We start from the raw sequence: 19,557 nt of genomic DNA, 5'->3' as shown, positions 1-19,557 counted from the left end.
ACAAATTAGAATTCAGGAGAGTATTCATGGACAAGAAACTTATAGCCGCAGCTGTTTTCTTAATCGTATTATTAATTGTATTTGCAGGATTCATGCTTCGAGCTGAGTACCAAAATATCCAGTCTCTCAGGCAGGAGTACCCTGACCTTGATGAGGCAGCCTACAGTTATAGAATGGATGCTTTCAGGCTATGGGCTATAAGGCTCCCATTATCCTTTATTATTCCCATGATTTTTTTGTTCTCTGGATTTTCTCAAAGACTTTTCCAAATAACCAGTAGGGGAAGAGGTGTATTTTTATCGGGTCTTTTATTTGGGATGACATACCTGGGCATTGTTTACCTTATCAACTTACCCTTCAGCTTTTACGGATCGTTTATCCTAAGACATAGATATGAACTTACAGACCAGACTATTCTGAGGTGGATCGAGCTTAGCTTAAAGGGCTTTCTTGTAAATAATGGTCTGATGGCTATATTTTTGTGGGTCCCATACGGACTTATACAAAGATACCCTGAAACTTGGTGGTGGAGGGGAGGACTATTGATGATACCAGTTATAATATTTATGGTATTCATCACTCCTCTTGTCGTAGATCCTTTTTTCAGCAGATATGTACCTATCCAGGAGGGATCTCTTAAAAATGGGATCCAGGAGATGCTGCATAGAGGAGGGATCGGCGATGCAGATATTTTCGTCGTCGATAAAAGCAGGGATACAAAGACAATGAATGCCTACATGACCGGAATTTTTTCCTCAAGAAGGATCGTGCTTTGGGATACTACCATAAACAATCTTGACGAGAGAGAGGTAGTCAGCATAACAGCCCATGAGATGGGTCATTATGTAAGAAACCATGTTTGGAAGGGAATAGGACTTGGCATAGCAGGCACCTTCCTGATCCTATTTCTTATACATCTATCTTCAGGCTGGGTAGTAAAGGCCTCAGGAGGAGCCTTTGGCTTTACAAAGCTTCATAGCTACTCATCTCTTCCACTGCTGCTCATTCTTCTGAATCTTTTCAACTGGTTTGGACAGCCTTTAATAAATGCTGTATCAAGAAGCTTTGAGAGAGAGGCTGATCTCTATGAGATCTCCATGACAAGAGACAGAGAATCAGCGGTGACAGCCATGGAGAAACTGTATGAAACAAGCCTCGGAGTCCCAAGACCGTCAGGCTTTTACGAGTTCTGGTATCATACCCATCCTTCTCTGGAGGACAGGATCAGATTCTATATGACGGAGGAGCTTGAAGAAATAGCAAAAGGAGGCCAATGAGCCTCCTTTACATTTTGAACAAAAACCACCGGCAGGTGGCTATCTCATATTTTAATTCAAAGGGTCTTTGCTGTTCTCCGATTATGCCCTCACAGCGATAGACCACCATCCTGTTTCCGCCAAGTTTTTCCTCCTCCTGGGAAAATATCCGCCCGATCCGTATGACTATCCGTACCTTGTCCTCAGAATCCAACCTAAATCTCAGAGGAACCGGATAATCCTTGTCATTGAACCAGGCGATCATTTCAACAGGCTTCATAAGGACCTTCATAAGTATACCTCCTATAGATAGCTGGACATCATAGGATAGCTTTCCTCCATAATGACGCCCCCTATAACGGGGTCTATCCCTGAATGAAGGAAACATGACCTGTAGACTGATCTTTGCCCGTATTTAAGCCTTATCCTGTCTATCACATCATCCAACTGCTGTTCCTTTTTATTCTGACTGCCCAGCATGGACAGCTGAAAGAAGTCATTTGATTCAAGGTGAGAAAGGCTGATTGAAAAATTTCTCATAGGCTCTCCCTGCCACATTTCATCGAATAGGCTTCTTGAAATTCTGTAGATCGTGTTAGTCGAATCAGTAGGGATAGGAAGCTTCCTTTGATGTGAGTAGTGATAAAAAAGGTGGTTTTTAAGCGAGACAGAAATCACGCTGCCACACATGTCAAGATCTCTAACCCTAAGACCTATCATTTCAGATATCGCCAGAAGAACTTTATGGGCCTCTTCCCTTGTCTCCACATCAAATGGCATAGTGGTTGAATTCCCAACTGATTTTAAGGGAACAGCGCCGCTTCTCACAGGGGATGATTCTATACCATTGGCATATTCCCAAATCAGCAGGCCTGGTTTTTTAAGCCAGGAATGGATGTAATCCCTGTCCAGCTCAGCCAGTTGCTTGATCGTGAATATACCTCTGCCATTTAGCTTCTTCTTGGTTCTTGAACCTACCATAAAAAGCTCCTCGACAGAAAGAGGCCAAAGCTTATCAGCGATATCGTCTTCGAAGAGAGTATGGATCTTATCAGGCTTTGAAAAATCTGAGGCCATTTTAGCCAACAGCTTGTTTGGGCCTATGCCAATATTAACAGTAAAGCCAAGCTCTTCACGGATCCTACTACCCATCTCCGAGGCGGCTTCCATGAAAGGACGTTCAGTATCAATGTATTCAAGGAAAACCTCATCTATGGAATACCTCTGGATAAACGGAGAATATTTGTCCAAAAGCTCCACCATAGAATCGCTGGCCCTTATGTAGCGTGGATAGCAGGGAGGTACCATAACAAGCTCAGGGCATTTTTCGAAGGCTGAATGGACGGTCTCTCCGGTTATTATCCCAAATTTTTTTGCGGGTATAGATTTTGCAAGAACTATCCCATGCCTCTTTTCCTGATCGCCTCCAACTATGGAAGGAATATCTCTAAGGTCAATGGGAGAGCCGTGCTGAAGTCTATATACAGCTTCCCAGGAAAGGTAAGCGGAATTTACGTCTATGTGAAAAACTATCCTTTCCGACATTTTTAACACCTCTTTATGATCTGTGTACTCATAATAACAGAACATATGTTCGAAGTCAATAAAAAGATTGTATGCTCCGGAAAACGTGATAAAATGGGAATATAGAGAAAATGGGAAGGAGATGGGTCATGTGAGGGTTCTTTTTGTAAGACCGGGGATCGGAGCAGGAAAGAAGGGGGCAGAGGTCGTAAGACTTCAGGAACCCGCGGAACTAGCTCTGCTTGCTGGACAAATACCTGCATACCTTAAGGATAGAGTGGAGCTTGGCATTTATGACTTTGCAGTTGAAAAGGGTTCATTCAAAAGAGGTCTTCAGGACTTCAGGCCGGATCTCATAGTGTTCTGGGTCGAAAGAGGGCAGGAGACGGCTGCCTCTGAGCAGGCTCTGCTTTCCAGAGAAGCTTCTTCAAATTCAATCATTGCAGCCGCGGGAGAGTCTGCAGCTCAGGCAAACCCATCAAGCTTTGACCTCGTATATGTAGGTAATCCGGTAAAGCAGCTTGAGGAAACTCTTATAGGAATAGAGACTGAGAGAAGTCTTGATGAGATAAAAAACAAGCTTGTCATGATCGACAAGGGATTCTCAGGATATGTTCTAAAGCCAATGGAATCAAGATCGATAAAGAGGGATGGCTATTATTTTCTGCAGTATCCATCAGTAAGAGAGATACACTCTCAGCAGAGGGTAAATTTCAATGAGAACGGGCTTATTGGAAAGGAAGGGTACGGTCTCAGACCAATTGAGGAGATTGCCTCAGATATAGATAATTGGGGATCAACAGTATACCTTAAGGATATGGATATTTTTCAGGATAGGGAGAGACTTGAAGAATTACTTTCAGTGCTTGAAGAAAGAGATCTCAAGGGGACTTATATAGCTGCCGGCGTATGGGGATTTTCCGAGTGGGAGGAAGCATTAAACAGATTCAGAGATATTGGTCTAAAAGCGGTGGTTCTTAGATTCACGCTTCCCAAGGATCCTGAGACCTGGATAGAGATGGAGGAGGATATTTCAACCTTAAGGAAGAGAGGCATAGAGCCTGTAATTCTTATAAAGGATGAGCTGTCTGAGACGGATCAGGAGGCGCTTATATTTTGGCTTAAAAAATTGGGAGAGGGACTTGTCGTCCTTGAAGGAGAAGCCTTAGAAAAGAATAATGCTATAATAACTGAGCTTCCGTTGAGTCTTAAGATTTATTGGAAATGGATAGGAGAGTTTGGATTAGTAGAAGCTACAAGAAGGCAGAAAGAATACAAAAAAGCTCTGCTCCCGTAAGTTGGGAGCAGAGCTTTTTAATCCTCTACAATTATTGCATGTGTTATATTCGCTGCCTTTTCAAGCATTGCAGTTACTCCGCAGTACTTCTCAAGAGAAAGATTTACTGCTCTTTCCAATTTATCCAGAGGGAGGTCCTTGCCCTTGAATATATAGTTCAGGTGTATGTCAGTGTATATCTTTGGATCTTCCTCAGAGGCCTCAGCTTCTACCTCAATATGGATGTCCTCCGGTGCAACCTTCATTTTGTCAAGGATCATCTTAACATCTACTCCTGTACAGCCGATAAGTCCTGCCAAAAGCATAGCCTTAGGCCTTGGCCCAAGGTCATTGCCTCCTGATTCAACAGCTGCATCTGTTATAAAGTGGTGGCCGTTTATATCCATCTCCCAGCCCATATTTCCAATGATATTTGCCTTTAATTTGGTTTTTGACAAAACTCACATCCCCTTTCAATTCAATCAAGGAGATATTACCCAAAAGTATCAGGCTATAATCCTTTCCTGAAGCTTTGATTGGTAGATCGCCAGCAGCTCTTCTTCCGAGGTGCTGCAGCTTGGCTTATCCAGGACGATTTTTCCTTTGTCCAGCATAACCACTCTCTGGGAATATTTTATTGCATCACCCATGTGGTGGGACACCATTATAGTAGTTATATGATATTTATCAAGGAGCTCACGCGTCTTTTCCATTACGACATGAGAGGTCTTTGGATCAAGAGCTGCAGTATGCTCGTCAAGAAGCATGAGATCTGGGTGCTTCATTGCAGCCATAATAAGCGAAAGGCTTTGTCTCTGGCCTCCCGATAAGAATTTAACCTGGGTGTTAAGTTTATCCTCAAGGCCTAGGTCGAGATCCTTTAGAAGGGACACGAACATATCCAGCCGCTCGCTTCGAATCAACTTTTTAAGGCCGAAGGGTTCACCTTTTTTGCTTGCAAGGGAAAGATTTTCAAGTATGGTAAGACTTGGCGCCACACCCATTGATGGATTTTGGTGGACTCTGCCGATATGCAAAGCCCTTTCTTCCTCGGGCAGCGAAGCTATGTTATTTCCCTTCAGTAGTATCTCTCCATCATCAGCACGTAAGCTTCCGCTTATAAGGTTCAGAAGAGTACTTTTACCGCACCCGTTTGCTCCAATGACCGCAGTCAGTGATTTATTTTCAATTGAGATGTTGAAGCCTCTGAAAATAGGTATTTCAAATTCAGTATCTGTATTAAAACTCTTCCAAAGGTTTTTTATTTCCAGCAACCGTCTTACCTCCCTGCTTTTTTAGACTATTAAACACCGGTGACGAAAAATTGTTATATGATATAAAAGCTATTACTATTATTGCACTTATAGCCTTAAGGTCAGTGGGACTTAAACCCAGATCTATAGCTACGCCGCCCATAAGCTTATAGGCCATTGCGCCAATTACAGCTCTGAGGGTAAGACTTATCTTTCTTGAGCTTTTTCCTACGGTTTCACCGATAATAATGGATGCCAGTGCTACTACGATTATAGAGCTCCCCATAGTTATATCCGCAAAGCCCTGGTATTGAGCCATCATCGCACCACTTGCTGCAACTAGGCCATTTGACAGCATAAAGCCCAGGATCTTGTACTTATTGCTGTTTTCTCCCAGGGATCGAACTAAAGATTCATTGTCTCCGGTGGCTATGAGAAGATAGCCTGTTTCAGTCTTTAAGAACCAGTCAAGAACGAGCTTTACCAATATGATAGCTCCAATAAGGACCAGCAGCCTGTAGCCTTCGGGATATATAGTACCTGAGCCAAAGAGTGGTATATTGGCTTTGCCATTCAGCCGCAGGTTGAAGGAGTAAAGCATTGTCATGGTAAGTATCCCCGAAAGAAGGGGCCTGATCTTAAGCTTAACGAAAAGCAAGGCTGTAATAAGACCTGCTCCGGCTCCAAAGACAAATGCCAATAGGGTTGATACTAATGGATTTGCTCCTCCCATGACAAACCGTGCAAATACGAAGGCACCAAGGGGGAAGGTGCCTTCCACGGACAGATCGGCCATATCGAGTATTTTATAGGTGAGGACCACTCCCATTGCAAGGACTGAGAAAATCAGTCCCTGCTCAAGAGAGGTCAGTATCAGTTCGTTCATCTTCTGCCTCCTGAATTGTTGTTATTGTCCCACTTCTGTTGCACCCTCGAAAACTTCGTTTGAGGGATCTACGCCCAAAGCTTCCATAGTAGATTTATTGAATACTGAGGTTGTGCCTATAGATTTTTCTGCCGGGACTTCTGAGGGTGACTTGCCGTCTATCAAAATAGCCTTAGCCATTTTCGCTGTCTGTCTTCCCAACTCAAAGTAGCTCACACCGTCAGTTACCAATAACCCTCCCTCGACGAAGGAGCCTTCAGCACCTACAGAGATTATTCCGTTGGAGTTTAGCTTTTCAGCTACGACAGCTATGGCTGAAGCGACCATATTGTCAGTGATCGCATAGAATCCATCGATATCCTTTATAAGTGAATCCATTGCCTGTGGTATATCATTTATGTTTGCTATTCCCATTTCTACGATCTCAAGACCTAGCTCACCTGCAAGCTCCTTGGCTTGTGCGACCTGGATCTCTGAATTGCTCTCGCTGGTGTTGAACAGGATACCGATTTTGCTTATTGAGGGGTCCAGCTTCTTGAACATTGAAAGCTGTTCCTTCATAGGAGTTGCATCGCTTGTTCCAGTGACGTTTCCACCAGGACTTTCCATGGATGAAATTAGCTCGCTGGCAACAGGATCTGTAACTGCACTGAAAAGAATGGGTATTTCCGAGGTTGCCTGTTTGGAGCTTTGAGCAGCAGGTGTTGCTATTGCGTAAATCAGATCTACCTTATCGGATACAAATTTTTGTGCTATGGAAAGGGATGTAGGTATATCACCCTGAGCATTTTGGTATACGATCTCCGCTTCTACTCCCAGCTCTTCCAGACCCTTGATAAAACCTTCCCTTGCGTCATCTAGAGCCGGATGCTCAACTAGCTGGTTGATTCCAATTACAATCTTTTCTTCCTCTGATGAACCTCCTGCAGCACATCCTCCCATCAATGCCACCAATGTAATAATTGCGACTGCCTTCAAAATACCTCTCTTTTTCATTTTTGCTCCTCCTTTTTTAGTAAATAAAAAAAATCCTCCGTTCCCATGAATCGTTTAAATTCACAGGGACGAAAGATTTAATCTCACGCGGTACCACCCATATTACGGCTAAGCCGTCTCTCATTCGGATCTAACAATCCTGTCCCTTTTAACGGCGGGCCTCCGGATCTGCCTACTCGAAATCTTTTGGCAAATCTGCTTGGGAGTGTATATCGTATCCAGCTATTGTCAGTTTCCACCCTTCCTGACTCTCTATCAATATGCACGGATGCGCTTCTCTCCTTCAACGCTTTTATGTATTGAATATAATCATAGTTCCCACTGTCAATATTGTCAACACTTTTTTCAAAAATATTTTTGTAAAGGAAATATTTCGCTTAATGTGATAAAATAGCTTTAGTAAAAAATACGGGGAGATGATTCTATGAATGAACGCATAAAAAAAGACATAGAGTTCATAGTTGAGCTGGACAGGATGAAAACCATACTTCGGCAAACAAGCCTGATTGGAGAGGACAAAAGAGAGGATGATGCACAGCACTCGTGGCACATAGCCGTTATGACGATGGTACTTTCTGAGTATTCAAACGAGGAGTTCGACGTCAACAGAGCGATAAAGATGCTTCTTATCCACGACCTTGTAGAACTTTATGCAGGTGATACCTTTTGCTATGATACAGCCGCAAACCTAGACAAAAAAGATAGGGAACTACAGGCTGCAGACAGGATATTTGGCATGCTTGGTGAAGAAAAGGGCCAATTTTTCAGGGAGCTTTGGGACGAATTTGAAGAGATGAAAACTCCAGAGGCAAAATTTGCAGCCTCAATGGATAGGCTTCAGCCGATGCTGAACAACTACTATAATGGCGGGGGAACCTGGAGAAAATTCGGTGTTGCTCAGGGTGATGTGTTCAAGCGGATCAGCCCTTTGAAGGGGACTTCAGATCAACTATGGGAATTTGTAGAATATATGCTTGAGGATGCATATCAAAGAGGATTGATCACGAAAAGGTAAAGCGGGGTGAAGGAATTGACTGTTGAAAGCGTAAGAAAGTACATAGAAGATAAGGCACTGGATATCGAGATTTTGCAAATGGAAACCAGTACGGCTACTGTGGAGCTTGCAGCTGAGTCTCTTGGTGTTGAACCTGGAAGGATAGCAAAGTCAATGGCCATAAGACTTAAGGACAGGGACATAATACTTGTTGTCAAGGGGGATGTACGCCTCGACAACAGGAAATTCAAGGATCACTTTAAGGAAAAGCCAAGATTTATCAGCGGAGAGGAGATGCTCGAAGCTACAGGTCATCCTGTGGGCGGCGTATGCCCCTTTGGTCTGTCCAGGCCTTTGGATATATATCTGGACCAGTCGATGAAGGTATATGACCATGTATTTCCCGCAGCAGGTGGACCAAGCACCTGTCTTAGGATAGATGTCGATCTTTTGGAAAAGGTTACCTGTGGACAGTGGGTAGATGTATGCAAGTAATAGAATGATCACCAGCAAAAAAGCTGGTGATTTTTTTATCACAACTGAATAAATCCTGAGAAATATTGCTATAATATATATGGCACCACTTTAAAGTGGTTGTTAAATCCAAGGGAAATGGAAGTGGGGAGGTTGAAAAAGCTACTTAAAATCATTGGGATCATAGCACTTGTACTTGTTCTTCTATTTTCAGGTATGTATACGTATCTAAGCAGAAACCTGAACGAACTGGTAGAATCAAGCATTGAGGATGTAGACCCAAGTGAGTTGAAAGATGGTACATATGTCGGGGAGTATTCAGTGCCTCCTGTATCGGCTTCAGTAGAAGTAAGAATAGAGGGAGGAAGGATAGAGGATATACTTCTTCTGGATCATGGAAACGGTATGGGACAGCCTGCGGAGGTAATTATCGAGGATGTGGTTGAGGCTCAAAGTCTAAGGGTTGACAGCGTATCAGGCGCCACCTATAGCAGCAGGGTCATCCTTAAGGCAATAGAGGCTGCTTTGCTAAAGGCAAGATAAGAGGGAAGGAAAAATGAAAATTTGTATTGTGGTACATTCATTTTCAGGGAATACCTTATCTGTAGCGGAAAAACTTTCACGAAGCCTATCTGAAAAAGGTCATGAAGCTAACATTTTCAGACTCCAGGTCGTCGGAGGAGAGGACAGAAATCAGCAGGACGTAAATAAGATAAATCTCCAGTCGATCCCTGATTTCAAGGGGTTTGACAGCCTGATCGTAGCCGGCCCGGTAAGAGGATTCCAAGCATCGCCAGTCATCAAGAAATTTTTTGAAGAAGCTGAAGGTATTGAAGGTAAAAACGTGGCAATGTTTGTGACACATGCTTTTCCCTATAGCTTTTTGGGTGGGAAGAGTGCAATTGGACAAATGGATAAAATGTGCCGTGAAAAGGGAGCAAATGTTGGATTTACCGGCATAATAGATTGGGGAAGCGGGAAAAGAGAAAAACAGATAGAGACTCTGATTAAAAATATAACTGACCTGATGTAACCCAATTGACATATTTAAGCCCGTAAATTAGGGTAAAAATGTTGCAAATCAGTAAAAGGAAGTGGTCAAGACATGAAGAAGAAAATTTTTATAGCCATATTTATTTCAGCAGTTCTGGTACTTTCCGGGTGCACCGATACTTCTCAGGAAGCTCTGGTTGAGGAGTTGAATACAGAGCTTCAATCGAAGAATAATGATATAGCTGAGCTTCAGTCGCAGGTACAGGATCTTCAGGCCCAGCTGGAGGAAGCACAGCAGCCGGAGCCAGAACCATTGCCGTCTGCAGGCCCAACTCAAGGAGCGTCGCTGTTGACGACTGCCTTGGAGGTTGTGGAGCTTTTAAAAACCATGGATATGTCAGGGGTCAGCGACTATGTACACCCCAGCCTTGGGCTGAGGTTTACCCCCTATGATTACGTAGATACCCAGGCTAACCTGGTATTTACTGCAGCACAGGTTGCAGGACTAGCTCAGGATAATACGATGTACCTATGGGGGAGCTACGATGGATCAGGGAACCCGATAAACCAGACATACCCTGGCTATCATCAGAGCTTCGTCTATGATGAGGATTTTCTGGATCCTCATATGATAGGAATAAATAATAAGATCGGTATGGGAAACTCTTTGAATAATGTCGACACTGCCTACCCAAACGCTGAGTTTGTCGAATTCCATTTCACTGGATTCGATCCGCAATATGGAGGGATAGATTGGAGAAGCCTCAAACTTGTTTTCGAGGATGTATCAGGCTCGTGGTATCTTGTTGGGATAATCCATGGACAGTGGACTATTTAATAGATTTCCTTTCTCCTTTCTGTTATCATAAAGATGGAGAATTCCATACGGAGGTGTAGGTATGCTTGGAGGACTTTTAGTCGGCCTTGTAGTTGGCTGGGTGGTTTCACTCTTTGGAGGCGACCAGATGATAATACAGGGTATTAGAGAAATAACTGGAAATTCAATAACAAGCGCAGGCTATTATACTATATTTGCAATAATAGGTCTGCTTGGGGGAGTACTGAAAAATAAGTAACCAGGTCCAAATTTGGACCTGGTTTTTCATTCTACATATCTTTTACCATATAGAAAAGAGTTTTGACCGGTACTCCTGTTGCACCCTTTGGAAGATAACCCATAGGATTTGAAAGATGAGAGGTACCTGCGATATCCAGATGGACCCACGGCTTCTCGTTTACAAATTCCCTGAGGAACAGTCCTGCAGTTATTGCCCCTGCCCATCTTCCTCCTGTATTCTTTAGATCAGCAAAATCACTTTTGAAAAGCTCCATGTATTCCTCATCGTGCGGAAGCTGCCAGACGGGTTCCCCCGCCAGGTTAGAGGCAGTTTTTATATCCTCCATGAGCTTATCGTTGTTTGTTATTGCTCCCGTATTGACGCTTCCAAGGGCGACTACACAAGCTCCCGTCAGTGTTGCCAGATCAACTATTCTGTCTGCATCTTCAACTGTTGCTGCATACCAAAGAGCATCCGCCAGAGTGACCCTTCCTTCGGCGTCAGTGTTACCTATCTCGATCGTTTTACCAGACATGGATCCTATTATGTCTCCTGTCTTGTAAGCTCCGCCTGATATCATGTTCTCACATGCTGCAACGATGGCTGTTACATTTTTCTTAAGACCTGATTTTGCAATTGAATACATAGCTCCAATCACCGAAGCAGCTCCTGCCATATCTGTATGCATAGTCGCCATGCTGTCTGCAGGCTTCAAACAATATCCACCTGAATCATAGGTTAGTCCCTTGCCAACAAGAGCCAGCTTTTCCTTTGAGTCAGGATCGCCATCATATTTCATTACAATAAACTGAGGCTCCTTCTCTGAGCCTTTCGCAACTGCAAGGAAGGCTGTCATGCCAAGCTCCTCTATTTTTTTCTTCCCAAATACTTCCACCTTGACTCCTAATGGTGTAAGACTGTCAACGGCACTCCTTGCAAGAACCTCCGGGTACATATTTATTGCAGGCTCATTTACCAGGTCTCTCGTTAGGAATACACCTTCCATTAGGATCTGAGTTTCTGAAACAACGTTTTTAGCTTTTTCGAGCTTATCTTCCATTACTTGAAGATATAAGTCCTTTAGTAAAACTCTTTGATCAGATTTGCTCTTATATTTATCAAAGCTGTATTGAGACTGGATCAGACCCTCGGACACAGCTTTCATGGTCTTTCCATAGCATCTGTCCCCAAATTTTGGAATCTGGACACCGATGCTCTCAAGCTTTAGTCTTCCCGCTTCCTTGCCAAGAGAATAGAATGCCTTCCTGATTACCTGGTAATCAAGCTTGGATTCTTCTCCAAGTCCCAGTAGTATTACATCATTACCATTGCCCAGGCTTGAATATACCTCGCCTGCTTTGCCTTCAAACAGCTTTCGCTCCTTTGTGAAGCTGTAAAGCTCATTAGCCTCAGATGATTTTTCAGCTCCTTTGAAAACAAGTACTGCTTTAGCTTCTCCGCCCTTTTCAAATAGAAAATTCATATTATCCCCCCATACATTATTTAGATAGTCTAATTATACCAGATAATTGACTATAGCTAACAAGATTAGTAAAAAATTGGATGTACAACAGCCAACTGCATTATTATGCTGGAAAAGTTATTGAAAATTTAATGAAGGTGGTTGACTTAAAACCTGTGCTATGATAATTTTAACTAAATAAATACCTTTAAACCGATCCTGTGAGATTGGAAAGGAGTGCGTATAAGCGGTTTACTTATGCCTTCCTTTGTGGAGGGCATTTTTAATGCGCTGCTCCGAGAACCCTATAGGTAAACAAGGAGGAATTATCATGCTGAAAGGAAGACATCTGATCGACCCCCAAGATTTTAGTATCAAAGAGCTTGAGAGTATTTTTGAATTGACAAAAAGTATCATCGAAAGTCCGGAGAATTATAATTATATATGCCATGGCAAGATCCTGAGCACCTTATTTTATGAGCCCAGCACCAGGACCAGATTTAGCTTTGAAGCCGCAATGTTGAGATTGGGTGGAAGCGTCATCGGGTTTTCGGAGCCGGGCTCTAGTTCTGTTGCAAAGGGTGAAAGCCTTGCCGATACGTTGAGGACGGTTGGCGCTTATGCAGATATAATTGCCATGAGACATCCCAAGGAAGGTGCTCCAAGACTTGGGACTGAGTACTGTCCGGTACCGCTAATAAATGGAGGAGATGGAGGGCACCAGCACCCTACTCAAACCATTACAGATCTTTTTACCATACTGCAGGCTAAGGGAAGACTGGATAAGCTTGTGATCGGTTTATGTGGAGACCTAAAATTTGGAAGGACGGTCCATTCGCTTATTAAAGCTACGTCAAGATACGAGAATATCGAATTCTTGTTGATATCGCCCAAGGAACTTCAGGTACCGGATTATATAAGACAGGAGATACTTATCGGGAAAGGTATACCTTTTAGAGAGGTAGAAAGGCTTGAAGAGGTTATCGGTGAACTGGATGTACTTTACATGACCCGAGTCCAGAAGGAAAGGTTTTTCAACGAAGCAGATTATATTAGGCTCAAGGATAGCTATATACTTGACAGGGATAAGCTGCTGATCGCACCTGAGGATCTTGTAATATTGCACCCTCTACCAAGAGTGAACGAGATCAGCCCCGAAGTGGATGATGATCCGAGGGCATGGTATTTCAGGCAGGTTAAGAATGGGATGTATGTAAGGATGGCTTTGATTCTTAAGCTTTTGGGGGTGGAATAGATGCTGAATATTACAAGCATTAAAAAAGGACTCGTTATAGATCATATAAGACCCGGTATGGGACTTAAGATATTCCAGTATTTAAAGCTCGATCAGGCGGACTTTACAGTTGCGCTCATAATGAATGCAGCCAGCAAAAAGCATGGAAAGAAGGATATCATCAAGGTTGAGGATGTAATTGATCTGGACCTTGCCATGTTGGGATTTCTGGATCCTAGCATAACGGTAAATGTCATAGAAAATGAGGTCATAACCGACAAGATCAAGCTTTCCCTCCCTGAAAGGGTAGAGGGAATAATAAAGTGTAAAAACCCTAGATGCATAACTTCAGAGGAACGAAATGTGATTCACAGATTTGTTCTCATTGATCATTCAAAGGGTATCTATAAATGTGAGTACTGTGATCACATTTATTCTTGGGAGGGATAGTATGGAGCTTTTGATTAAGGGTGCCAGGCTGATTGATCAGGATATCGATCTTTACGGCGACCTTCTCATAAGAGACGGAAAAATTGCAGAGCTTGGTGATGATATAATCTTTCAAGGCCCTGCCATAGACGCTCGTGGAATGTGCCTTATGCCTGCCTTCATTGATCTGCATGCACATTTCAGGGATCCTGGATTTACCTGGAAAGAGGATATTCTTACAGGCAGCCTTGCTGCATTGAAGGGAGGCTACACCTTCGTTAATCTAATGGGCAATACATCTCCGGTCTGCTCAGATATGGATACGGTAGAATATGTGCTTGATAAGGCAAATGAGCTTGATCTGGTCCAGGTTCATCAATGCGTATCTATAACACGAGGCTTTGACGGAAAGGATATATCTCATCTGGACAACCTGGATGAAAGAGTCAGGATGATCACTGATGATGGGAAGGGTGTATCAAGCTCTTTCGTCATGTTTAAGGCGATGGAAAAAGCATGGGAAAACGGCTTGATCCTGATGTCCCATGCCGAGGATGAGGAGATAACTCCTATTGACTACAGACTTTCAGAAAACCTCGAAACTGTAAGAAACATTTACCTCGCTCTTTATACCAGAGCAAGGCTTCATCTGACCCATGTAAGTACTGAGGAAGCCATTGAGGAGATAAGAAGAGGGAAGCTGATGGGGCAAAATATTACCTGCGATGTGACTCCTCACCATATAGCTTTGTGGGATGATCCTTATAGAGTAAACCCGCCTATCAGGACCAAAAGAGACGTAGAGGCACTCATCAATGGGATCAAGGATGGGACTGTAGATGCAATCGCCACTGACCACGCACCACACACAAAGGAAGACAAGCTAAAAGGAAGTCCTGGACTTTCTGGGCTTGAAACTGCTTTTTCAGTTTCTCATACCGTACTGGTAAGGGATCATGACTTGGATTTAAGGCTTCTATCAAAACTTATGTCAGGCAGACCTGCAGAGATAATGAAGCTTGATAAAGGAAAGCTTATAGAGGGCTATGATGGTGATCTGGTTCTTATCGACCTGGAAAGAAAGGTGATCGTCGATCCTTCAACCTTCGTATCGAAAGGTAAAAACACTCCATTTGAGGGTCATGAGCTTAAGGGAGATATTCTTATGACCATTAAGAGTGGAGAGATCAAATATATGAACAAAAACTGTGGGGAGGTGTTGGGACTTGATAATCGACAGGCTTTTTAAGGAAGTGGAAAGCAAAGGAATGGTATGTATAGGACTTGATTCAAGACTTGAATATATACCTGAAGAGCTTAAGATGAAACATCAGGATACAGGTGAGATCGTCTTTCAGTATAATAAGCTGATAATAGATTCTTCCCATGATATTGCTGCAATATACAAGCCTCAAATTGCTTTTTATGAGGCATATGGGCTCCAAGGTCTTACGGCATATAAAAGGACGCTTGAATATATAAGGCATGTAGGGTCGCTGTCGATTGGAGATGTAAAGAGAGGGGACATATCATCAACTGCAGAGATGTATGGGAAAGCTCATTTTGAGGGTGACTTCGAGGCAGACTTCATTACTCTAAATCCATACATGGGCTTTGACAGCATAACTCCCTACCTGCCATATCTTGAAAATGGCAAAAAGGGATTATTTGTGCTCTTGAGGACCTCCAATCCGGGTGCAAGAGACATAGAGTACCTGGAAGCTGACGGGAAAAAGATATACCTTCATGTGGGCGATAAACTTGCTGAAATGGGAAAGGACTACATTGGTGAATGCGGGTATTCTTCATTGGGAGCAGTCGTAGGAGGGACACATACCGACGAGGCCAGTGAAATAAGGGAAAGATATCAGGACATGTTTTTCTTAATACCCGGTTACGGAGCACAGGGTGCCACCGGAAAGGATGCAAAACTGTATCTTAAGGATGGAAACGGCGGCGTAGTTAACTCCTCAAGGGGAATAATCACTGCACACGCAAAGCAGCATGATGGTTGGGAGCGCTTTGGAGACTATATCAGGCAGGCAGTACTGGAAATGAGGGAGGATATTGGCTTTGAGGGATAGTTATAAAGAAGGGATAATAATTGAAAATATCGAAATCGCTAAAAACATATATTTGATCAAACTAAAGGGAGATTTTAAGGGCTCTCCTGGACAATTCTATATGCTCAGAGGTTGGGAGGGAAATGACCCATTTCTTCCAAGGCCAATCAGCATAGCTGATTTGAGAGATGGTATTCTTACAATGATATATGAGGTGAAAGGAAAAGGGACGCATATCATTTCAGATCTAAGACCAGGGAAAACATTGAGCTTGCTTGGTCCATTGGGGAATGGATTTCCCATTGCTGAAGGCAAAAAAATCGCAATAGTTTCGGGAGGGATTGGAATAGCGCCGATGCTATATCTTGCCAGGAGCCTAGGAGATAAGGCAGATCTATATGCCGGCTTTAGAGATGAGACATACCTGCTGGACGGCTTTGATGGATATGCCAGTGAGATACATATATCCACAGAGGATGGATCCCAAGGACATAAGGGATTTGTCACCGGGATGATCGATCCTGAAGTCTATGATATTATCTACTCATGCGGGCCAATGCCAATGATGGAGGCTCTGGGCAGGTTATGTAAAAGCAGGACTGAACTATTTGTATCGCTTGAGAGTCATATGGCATGTGGCATAGGTATCTGCCTGGGATGCACTGTTCCGACTGTAAGAGGTATGGAGAGAGTGTGCAAAGAGGGTCCTGTGTTCCTGGCTGAGGAGGTGCTGATATGATGACTACGGTGGAATTCTGTGGGATCAGCTTTAAGAATCCTGTGATCGCTGCATCGGGAACAGTAGGCTTTGGCAGGGAGCTGTCTGAGTATATTGAGCTATCCAGGCTGGGAGGAATATCCACTAAGGGGCTGACACTTGAGTCTCGGGATGGTAACAAAGGCAGAAGGATCCATGAAACTCCTTCAGGGCTTATGAACAGTATCGGTCTTCAAAATCCTGGGGTAAAAGGATTTATTGATCAGGAATGGCCATTTTTAATGGATAAGGATTTGATTACCCTGGTAAACCTGGGAGGAGGAACTGTTGAGGATTACGTTACAGGAGCCAAGCTCCTTGAAGAGATCGAAGCACCAATAATCGAACTGAATATTTCCTGCCCAAATGTCAAGGAAGGCGGAATGGCATTTGGGCTACAATGTATACCTGCATCGATCGTGGTAGAGGCAGTAAGAAGAGTCACTACGAAGAAATTGGTGGTCAAGCTATCTCCGAATGCAGAAAACATAAGGGAAATGGCAGAGGCATGCGTGGAAGCCGGAGCAGATGCACTTTCCCTGGTAAACACGTTCAACGCACTTGCTATAGACATACGGAGCAGAAGACCAGTATTCGACAATGTGACAGCCGGACTATCCGGCCCGGCAATTAAGCCCATAGCTCTGAGGATGGTCTATGAGGTTTGCAGGGCTGTCAACGTACCTGTGATCGGTATGGGCGGAATAATGACTACAGAGGATGCAATAGAATATATAATGGCAGGAGCGCACCTGATCCAGGTTGGTAGCGCCACCTTCAGAAAGCCTGAAATTGCAGTGGAAATAGCTGAGGGGATTGCTGTATTTATGGAACGAGAGGGTATAAAGGACCTTGAGGAGATCAGGGGAGCGATATGGAGGTAATAATATGATATTAGAATTATTAAAGGATTCAGGTGCATTACTCGAGGGACACTTTCTTCTTTCCTCTGGGAAGCACAGCAACAGATACGTTCAGTGTGCAAAGCTTTTACAGTATCCTGACAAGGCTGAAAAGGCTGTCGGGGAGATAGTCGGAAAGCTTGAAGGCGTTGATATAGACGTTGTTGTAGGACCTGCAATGGGTGGTATAATCGTCGCTTACGAGCTTGGAAGACAGCTTGGAAAGCCAGCGTTCTTCACTGAACGTGAAGAGGGCGAAATGAAGCTTAAGAGAGGCTTTGCAATCGAGGAAGGTCAAAGAGTATTGGTTGCGGAGGATGTTGTAACCACAGGCAAATCTTCTTATGAGGCAATAGCTGCTATTGAGGAAAACGGTGGAGTCGTGGTTGGGATAGCAGCCCTTATTGACAGAAGCAATGGCGATCTTAAGCACCCGGTCTATGCCGCAGGTAAGCTCCAAATAGATACCTACGATAAGGACGACTGTCCTTTGTGCAGAGAAGGACTCCCGATCGTTAAGCCCGGAAGCAGGAAGTTTTAGGGTAATTAATAATTGACAATGGACAATTGACAATGGACAATGGACAATAAATGAATAGATCCATAGACTACTCTCGGGATGACAAAAGTGTTGTCATTCTGAGGCTTGCCGAAGAATCCTACCTCTTAGCTCTTGGCTCTTACCTCTTCACTATTCACTATTCACTGAAAACCAGGAGGTGTTTCATGACCATACGTACAGGAATCGATATAGTAGGCAACAAGAGAATAGAAAAGCTTCTAGAGAAGGGTCGTGACAGCTTCTACAGAAGGATTTTCACTGAAGCAGAACAGGCTTATCTTGCTGAAAAGAGTCATAATCCTGCTACAGTGTCGGGAATGTTTGCTGCAAAGGAGGCTGTATCAAAGCTTCTTGGCACTGGAATCGGGCCAATAGGCTGGCGAGATATGCAAATACTCCATGAGGATGGCGGAAGACCATTCCTTGCATCATCACGGGCTCTATATTCTGTAATGGAAGCCATGGGAATCAGTGAGATCGAGCTATCGATTTCGAATGAGGAGGAATATACTGTGGCATCAGCGATAGGATATGTTGAGGGGTCGCTAAGAATACCTGACAATATGCCCTATAGGCTCCCAAGGAGACCATTCGATTCACATAAGGGCGACTTTGGGAGAATAGGTGTTATAGGCGGTAGCCATGGAATGCTTGGAGCAGTATATCTGGCTTCCTATGGAGCTCTGAGGGCAGGGGCAGGACTTGTGTATGCGATCCTGGAGAAGGAGTTGGCAAGGATATTCGCCACAAGGACGATTGAGGTAATAGTAAAGGAAGCGGACGATCCATATGTTTACAGACAAGCTATGGACCCTCTGGATGTTCTGATACTTGGTCCAGGTCTTGGAACTGGCAAGAAGCAGAGAGAATTGGTGGAGGATAGCCTTCTTTATTTCCAGAAGCCCATCGTCGTGGATGCTGACGGCTTGAATATTCTTTCAGACAATCCGTCGCTGATACGCCATAGAAATTCTCCTGCGATCGTAACTCCGCATCCAGGTGAGATGGGGAGACTATTGAGAATCTCAACAGAGGAGATACAAAAGGACAGAGAAGCTGCAGCTAAAAAGTTTTCTTCGACCTATGGAGTCATTACAGTGCTTAAGGGTCACAGAACAATAGTCACTGATGGTCAAAGATTGTATCTTAATGAGACTGGAAACCCGGGAATGGCAACAGCAGGGAGCGGCGACGTTTTATCCGGAATTGCCGGAAGTCTTTTAGCTCAGCTCGATGACCCATATGAAGCAGCTGTTTTGGCAGTGTGCATCCATGGAATGGCAGGGGATCTGGCGAAAAAATCAAAAGGCGAATACGGCATGATAGCATCGGATATACTTGAGAACATCCCACATGCTGTTGAGTCTCTTATATTAAAGGTTTAATTAAACACATAAATCTAAGCTCATAAACATGGAAAAGGCCTTGTGAAGGAATA

General features: G+C 43.7%; 23 protein-coding genes and 1 other annotated feature. Of the genes, 16 read left to right on the top strand and 7 right to left on the bottom strand.

All coding sequences use genetic code 11. The features are described 5' to 3' along the window. The first annotated feature begins 26 nt into the window (after positions 1-26). Positions 27-1,277 carry a M48 family metallopeptidase gene (locus tag AC4PHB_RS06465; protein WP_492135634.1) on the top strand — a complete coding sequence of 417 codons (1,251 nt, stop codon included), beginning with the start codon at positions 27-29 and terminating at the stop codon, positions 1,275-1,277. 7 nt (positions 1,278-1,284) lie between these two features. Here the strand turns inward: AC4PHB_RS06465 and AC4PHB_RS06460 are convergent, their stop codons facing one another. Beyond that, positions 1,285-1,548: a hypothetical protein gene (locus AC4PHB_RS06460; RefSeq protein WP_492135633.1), complete on the bottom strand. Its 264-nt coding sequence runs from the start codon at positions 1,546-1,548 to the stop codon at positions 1,285-1,287. Positions 1,549-1,559: 11 nt separating this feature from the next. Beyond that, a complete protein-coding gene (locus AC4PHB_RS06455) occupies positions 1,560-2,801 on the bottom strand; it encodes a Y-family DNA polymerase (RefSeq protein WP_492135632.1) in 1,242 nt (413 codons plus the stop codon). Positions 2,802-2,886: 85 nt separating this feature from the next. On the opposite strand from AC4PHB_RS06455, the gene AC4PHB_RS06450 reads away from it, so the two are divergent. After that, positions 2,887-4,077, top strand: coding sequence for a hypothetical protein (locus tag AC4PHB_RS06450; RefSeq protein ID WP_492135631.1), 1,191 nt, complete (start codon positions 2,887-2,889; stop codon positions 4,075-4,077). A gap of 17 nt (positions 4,078-4,094) precedes the next feature. Here AC4PHB_RS06450 and AC4PHB_RS06445 read toward each other — a convergent pair whose 3' ends face one another. From AC4PHB_RS06445 to AC4PHB_RS06430, 4 genes are read right to left on the bottom strand one after another with little or no spacing between them, the layout of a single operon-like run. Continuing rightward, on the bottom strand, positions 4,095-4,514 hold the full coding sequence (locus AC4PHB_RS06445) for an OsmC family protein (protein WP_492135630.1): 420 nt from the start codon (positions 4,512-4,514) through the stop codon (positions 4,095-4,097). 48 nt (positions 4,515-4,562) lie between these two features. After that, on the bottom strand, positions 4,563-5,330 hold the full coding sequence (locus AC4PHB_RS06440) for an ABC transporter ATP-binding protein (RefSeq protein ID WP_492135629.1): 768 nt from the start codon (positions 5,328-5,330) through the stop codon (positions 4,563-4,565). Next, complete coding sequence (locus AC4PHB_RS06435) at positions 5,296-6,195, bottom strand: ABC transporter permease (protein WP_492135628.1); 900 nt, start codon at positions 6,193-6,195, stop codon at positions 5,296-5,298. Before AC4PHB_RS06435 ends, AC4PHB_RS06440 begins: the two co-directional genes overlap by 35 nt. 21 nt (positions 6,196-6,216) lie before the next feature. Beyond that, on the bottom strand, positions 6,217-7,191 hold the full coding sequence (locus AC4PHB_RS06430) for an ABC transporter substrate-binding protein (protein WP_492135627.1): 975 nt from the start codon (positions 7,189-7,191) through the stop codon (positions 6,217-6,219). A 61-nt stretch (positions 7,192-7,252) separates the two neighbouring features. Beyond that, positions 7,253-7,487 (bottom strand) — a binding site (T-box leader). 128 nt (positions 7,488-7,615) lie between these two features. Between AC4PHB_RS06430 and AC4PHB_RS06425 the strand changes: the two genes are divergently transcribed. The 6 genes from AC4PHB_RS06425 (at position 7,616) to AC4PHB_RS06400 (ending at position 10,728) form a co-directional block, all read left to right on the top strand. After that, a complete protein-coding gene (locus AC4PHB_RS06425; RefSeq protein ID WP_492135626.1) occupies positions 7,616-8,206 on the top strand; it encodes an HD domain-containing protein in 591 nt (196 codons plus the stop codon). A 6-nt stretch (positions 8,207-8,212) separates the two neighbouring features. After that, a complete protein-coding gene (locus tag AC4PHB_RS06420; RefSeq protein WP_492135625.1) occupies positions 8,213-8,680 on the top strand; it encodes a YbaK/EbsC family protein in 468 nt (155 codons plus the stop codon). Between the two features lie 132 nt (positions 8,681-8,812). Then, positions 8,813-9,202 (top strand): FMN-binding protein, encoded by a 390-nt coding sequence (locus AC4PHB_RS06415; RefSeq protein WP_492135624.1) that lies wholly within the window; start codon positions 8,813-8,815, stop codon positions 9,200-9,202. 13 nt (positions 9,203-9,215) lie between these two features. Continuing rightward, complete coding sequence (locus tag AC4PHB_RS06410; protein WP_492135623.1) at positions 9,216-9,692, top strand: flavodoxin family protein; 477 nt, start codon at positions 9,216-9,218, stop codon at positions 9,690-9,692. Between the two features lie 72 nt (positions 9,693-9,764). Further along, a complete protein-coding gene (locus tag AC4PHB_RS06405) occupies positions 9,765-10,490 on the top strand; it encodes a hypothetical protein (RefSeq protein WP_492135622.1) in 726 nt (241 codons plus the stop codon). Between the two features lie 61 nt (positions 10,491-10,551). After that, positions 10,552-10,728, top strand: a complete 177-nt coding sequence (locus AC4PHB_RS06400) for a hypothetical protein (protein ID WP_492135621.1) — start codon at positions 10,552-10,554, stop codon at positions 10,726-10,728. A 31-nt stretch (positions 10,729-10,759) separates the two neighbouring features. Here AC4PHB_RS06400 and AC4PHB_RS06395 read toward each other — a convergent pair whose 3' ends face one another. Then, positions 10,760-12,193: a leucyl aminopeptidase gene (locus tag AC4PHB_RS06395; RefSeq protein ID WP_492135620.1), complete on the bottom strand. Its 1,434-nt coding sequence runs from the start codon at positions 12,191-12,193 to the stop codon at positions 10,760-10,762. A gap of 310 nt (positions 12,194-12,503) precedes the next feature. Between AC4PHB_RS06395 and pyrB the strand changes: the two genes are divergently transcribed. From pyrB to AC4PHB_RS06355, 8 genes are all read left to right on the top strand, one after another. After that, positions 12,504-13,427 carry an aspartate carbamoyltransferase gene (gene pyrB / locus AC4PHB_RS06390; protein ID WP_492135619.1) on the top strand — a complete coding sequence of 308 codons (924 nt, stop codon included), beginning with the start codon at positions 12,504-12,506 and terminating at the stop codon, positions 13,425-13,427. Then, positions 13,428-13,856, top strand: a complete 429-nt coding sequence (locus tag AC4PHB_RS06385) for an aspartate carbamoyltransferase regulatory subunit (RefSeq protein ID WP_492135618.1) — start codon at positions 13,428-13,430, stop codon at positions 13,854-13,856. It abuts the gene before it with no gap. Between the two features lies 1 nt (position 13,857). Beyond that, complete coding sequence (locus tag AC4PHB_RS06380) at positions 13,858-15,084, top strand: dihydroorotase (protein ID WP_492135617.1); 1,227 nt, start codon at positions 13,858-13,860, stop codon at positions 15,082-15,084. Beyond that, complete coding sequence (gene pyrF / locus AC4PHB_RS06375; protein ID WP_492135616.1) at positions 15,062-15,919, top strand: orotidine-5'-phosphate decarboxylase; 858 nt, start codon at positions 15,062-15,064, stop codon at positions 15,917-15,919. The genes AC4PHB_RS06380 and pyrF overlap by 23 nt, the downstream gene beginning before the upstream one ends. Beyond that, positions 15,909-16,637, top strand: a complete 729-nt coding sequence (locus tag AC4PHB_RS06370) for a dihydroorotate dehydrogenase electron transfer subunit (RefSeq protein ID WP_492137750.1) — start codon at positions 15,909-15,911, stop codon at positions 16,635-16,637. Before pyrF ends, AC4PHB_RS06370 begins: the two co-directional genes overlap by 11 nt. After that, on the top strand, positions 16,637-17,539 hold the full coding sequence (locus tag AC4PHB_RS06365) for a dihydroorotate dehydrogenase (RefSeq protein WP_492137749.1): 903 nt from the start codon (positions 16,637-16,639) through the stop codon (positions 17,537-17,539). The genes AC4PHB_RS06370 and AC4PHB_RS06365 overlap by 1 nt, the downstream gene beginning before the upstream one ends. A gap of 4 nt (positions 17,540-17,543) precedes the next feature. Then, positions 17,544-18,098, top strand: a complete 555-nt coding sequence (gene pyrE / locus AC4PHB_RS06360; protein ID WP_492135615.1) for an orotate phosphoribosyltransferase — start codon at positions 17,544-17,546, stop codon at positions 18,096-18,098. Positions 18,099-18,283: 185 nt separating this feature from the next. After that, positions 18,284-19,504, top strand: a complete 1,221-nt coding sequence (locus tag AC4PHB_RS06355; protein WP_492135614.1) for an NAD(P)H-hydrate dehydratase — start codon at positions 18,284-18,286, stop codon at positions 19,502-19,504. Positions 19,505-19,557: the final 53 nt, after the last annotated feature.

The sequence above is a fragment of the Gudongella sp. QWL-04 genome, assembly GCF_058683975.1.
The sequence above is the reverse complement of the archived record's forward strand: the minus strand, read 5'-3'. Positions and strand labels throughout refer to the sequence as shown.

Bases quoted from the DNA above. Each gene is read 5' to 3' on its own strand.
- AC4PHB_RS06460 (WP_492135633.1), bottom strand. From the start codon at position 1,548: ATGAAGGTCCTTATGAAGCCTGTTGAAATGATCGCCTGGTTCAATGAC.
- AC4PHB_RS06405 (WP_492135622.1), top strand. From the start codon at position 9,765: ATGAAGAAGAAAATTTTTATAGCCATATTTATTTCAGCAGTTCTGGTA.
- AC4PHB_RS06430 (WP_492135627.1), bottom strand. From the start codon at position 7,191: ATGAAAAAGAGAGGTATTTTGAAGGCAGTCGCAATTATTACATTGGTG.
- AC4PHB_RS06395 (WP_492135620.1), bottom strand. From the start codon at position 12,193: ATGAATTTTCTATTTGAAAAGGGCGGAGAAGCTAAAGCAGTACTTGTT.
- AC4PHB_RS06355 (WP_492135614.1), top strand. From the start codon at position 18,284: ATGACCATACGTACAGGAATCGATATAGTAGGCAACAAGAGAATAGAA.
- AC4PHB_RS06380 (WP_492135617.1), top strand. From the start codon at position 13,858: ATGGAGCTTTTGATTAAGGGTGCCAGGCTGATTGATCAGGATATCGAT.
- AC4PHB_RS06465 (WP_492135634.1), top strand. From the start codon at position 27: ATGGACAAGAAACTTATAGCCGCAGCTGTTTTCTTAATCGTATTATTA.
- AC4PHB_RS06400 (WP_492135621.1), top strand. From the start codon at position 10,552: ATGCTTGGAGGACTTTTAGTCGGCCTTGTAGTTGGCTGGGTGGTTTCA.
- AC4PHB_RS06455 (WP_492135632.1), bottom strand. From the start codon at position 2,801: ATGTCGGAAAGGATAGTTTTTCACATAGACGTAAATTCCGCTTACCTT.
- AC4PHB_RS06385 (WP_492135618.1), top strand. From the start codon at position 13,428: ATGCTGAATATTACAAGCATTAAAAAAGGACTCGTTATAGATCATATA.
- AC4PHB_RS06410 (WP_492135623.1), top strand. From the start codon at position 9,216: ATGAAAATTTGTATTGTGGTACATTCATTTTCAGGGAATACCTTATCT.
- AC4PHB_RS06425 (WP_492135626.1), top strand. From the start codon at position 7,616: ATGAATGAACGCATAAAAAAAGACATAGAGTTCATAGTTGAGCTGGAC.
- AC4PHB_RS06435 (WP_492135628.1), bottom strand. From the start codon at position 6,195: ATGAACGAACTGATACTGACCTCTCTTGAGCAGGGACTGATTTTCTCA.
- AC4PHB_RS06365 (WP_492137749.1), top strand. From the start codon at position 16,637: ATGACTACGGTGGAATTCTGTGGGATCAGCTTTAAGAATCCTGTGATC.
- pyrB (WP_492135619.1), top strand. From the start codon at position 12,504: ATGCTGAAAGGAAGACATCTGATCGACCCCCAAGATTTTAGTATCAAA.
- pyrE (WP_492135615.1), top strand. From the start codon at position 17,544: ATGATATTAGAATTATTAAAGGATTCAGGTGCATTACTCGAGGGACAC.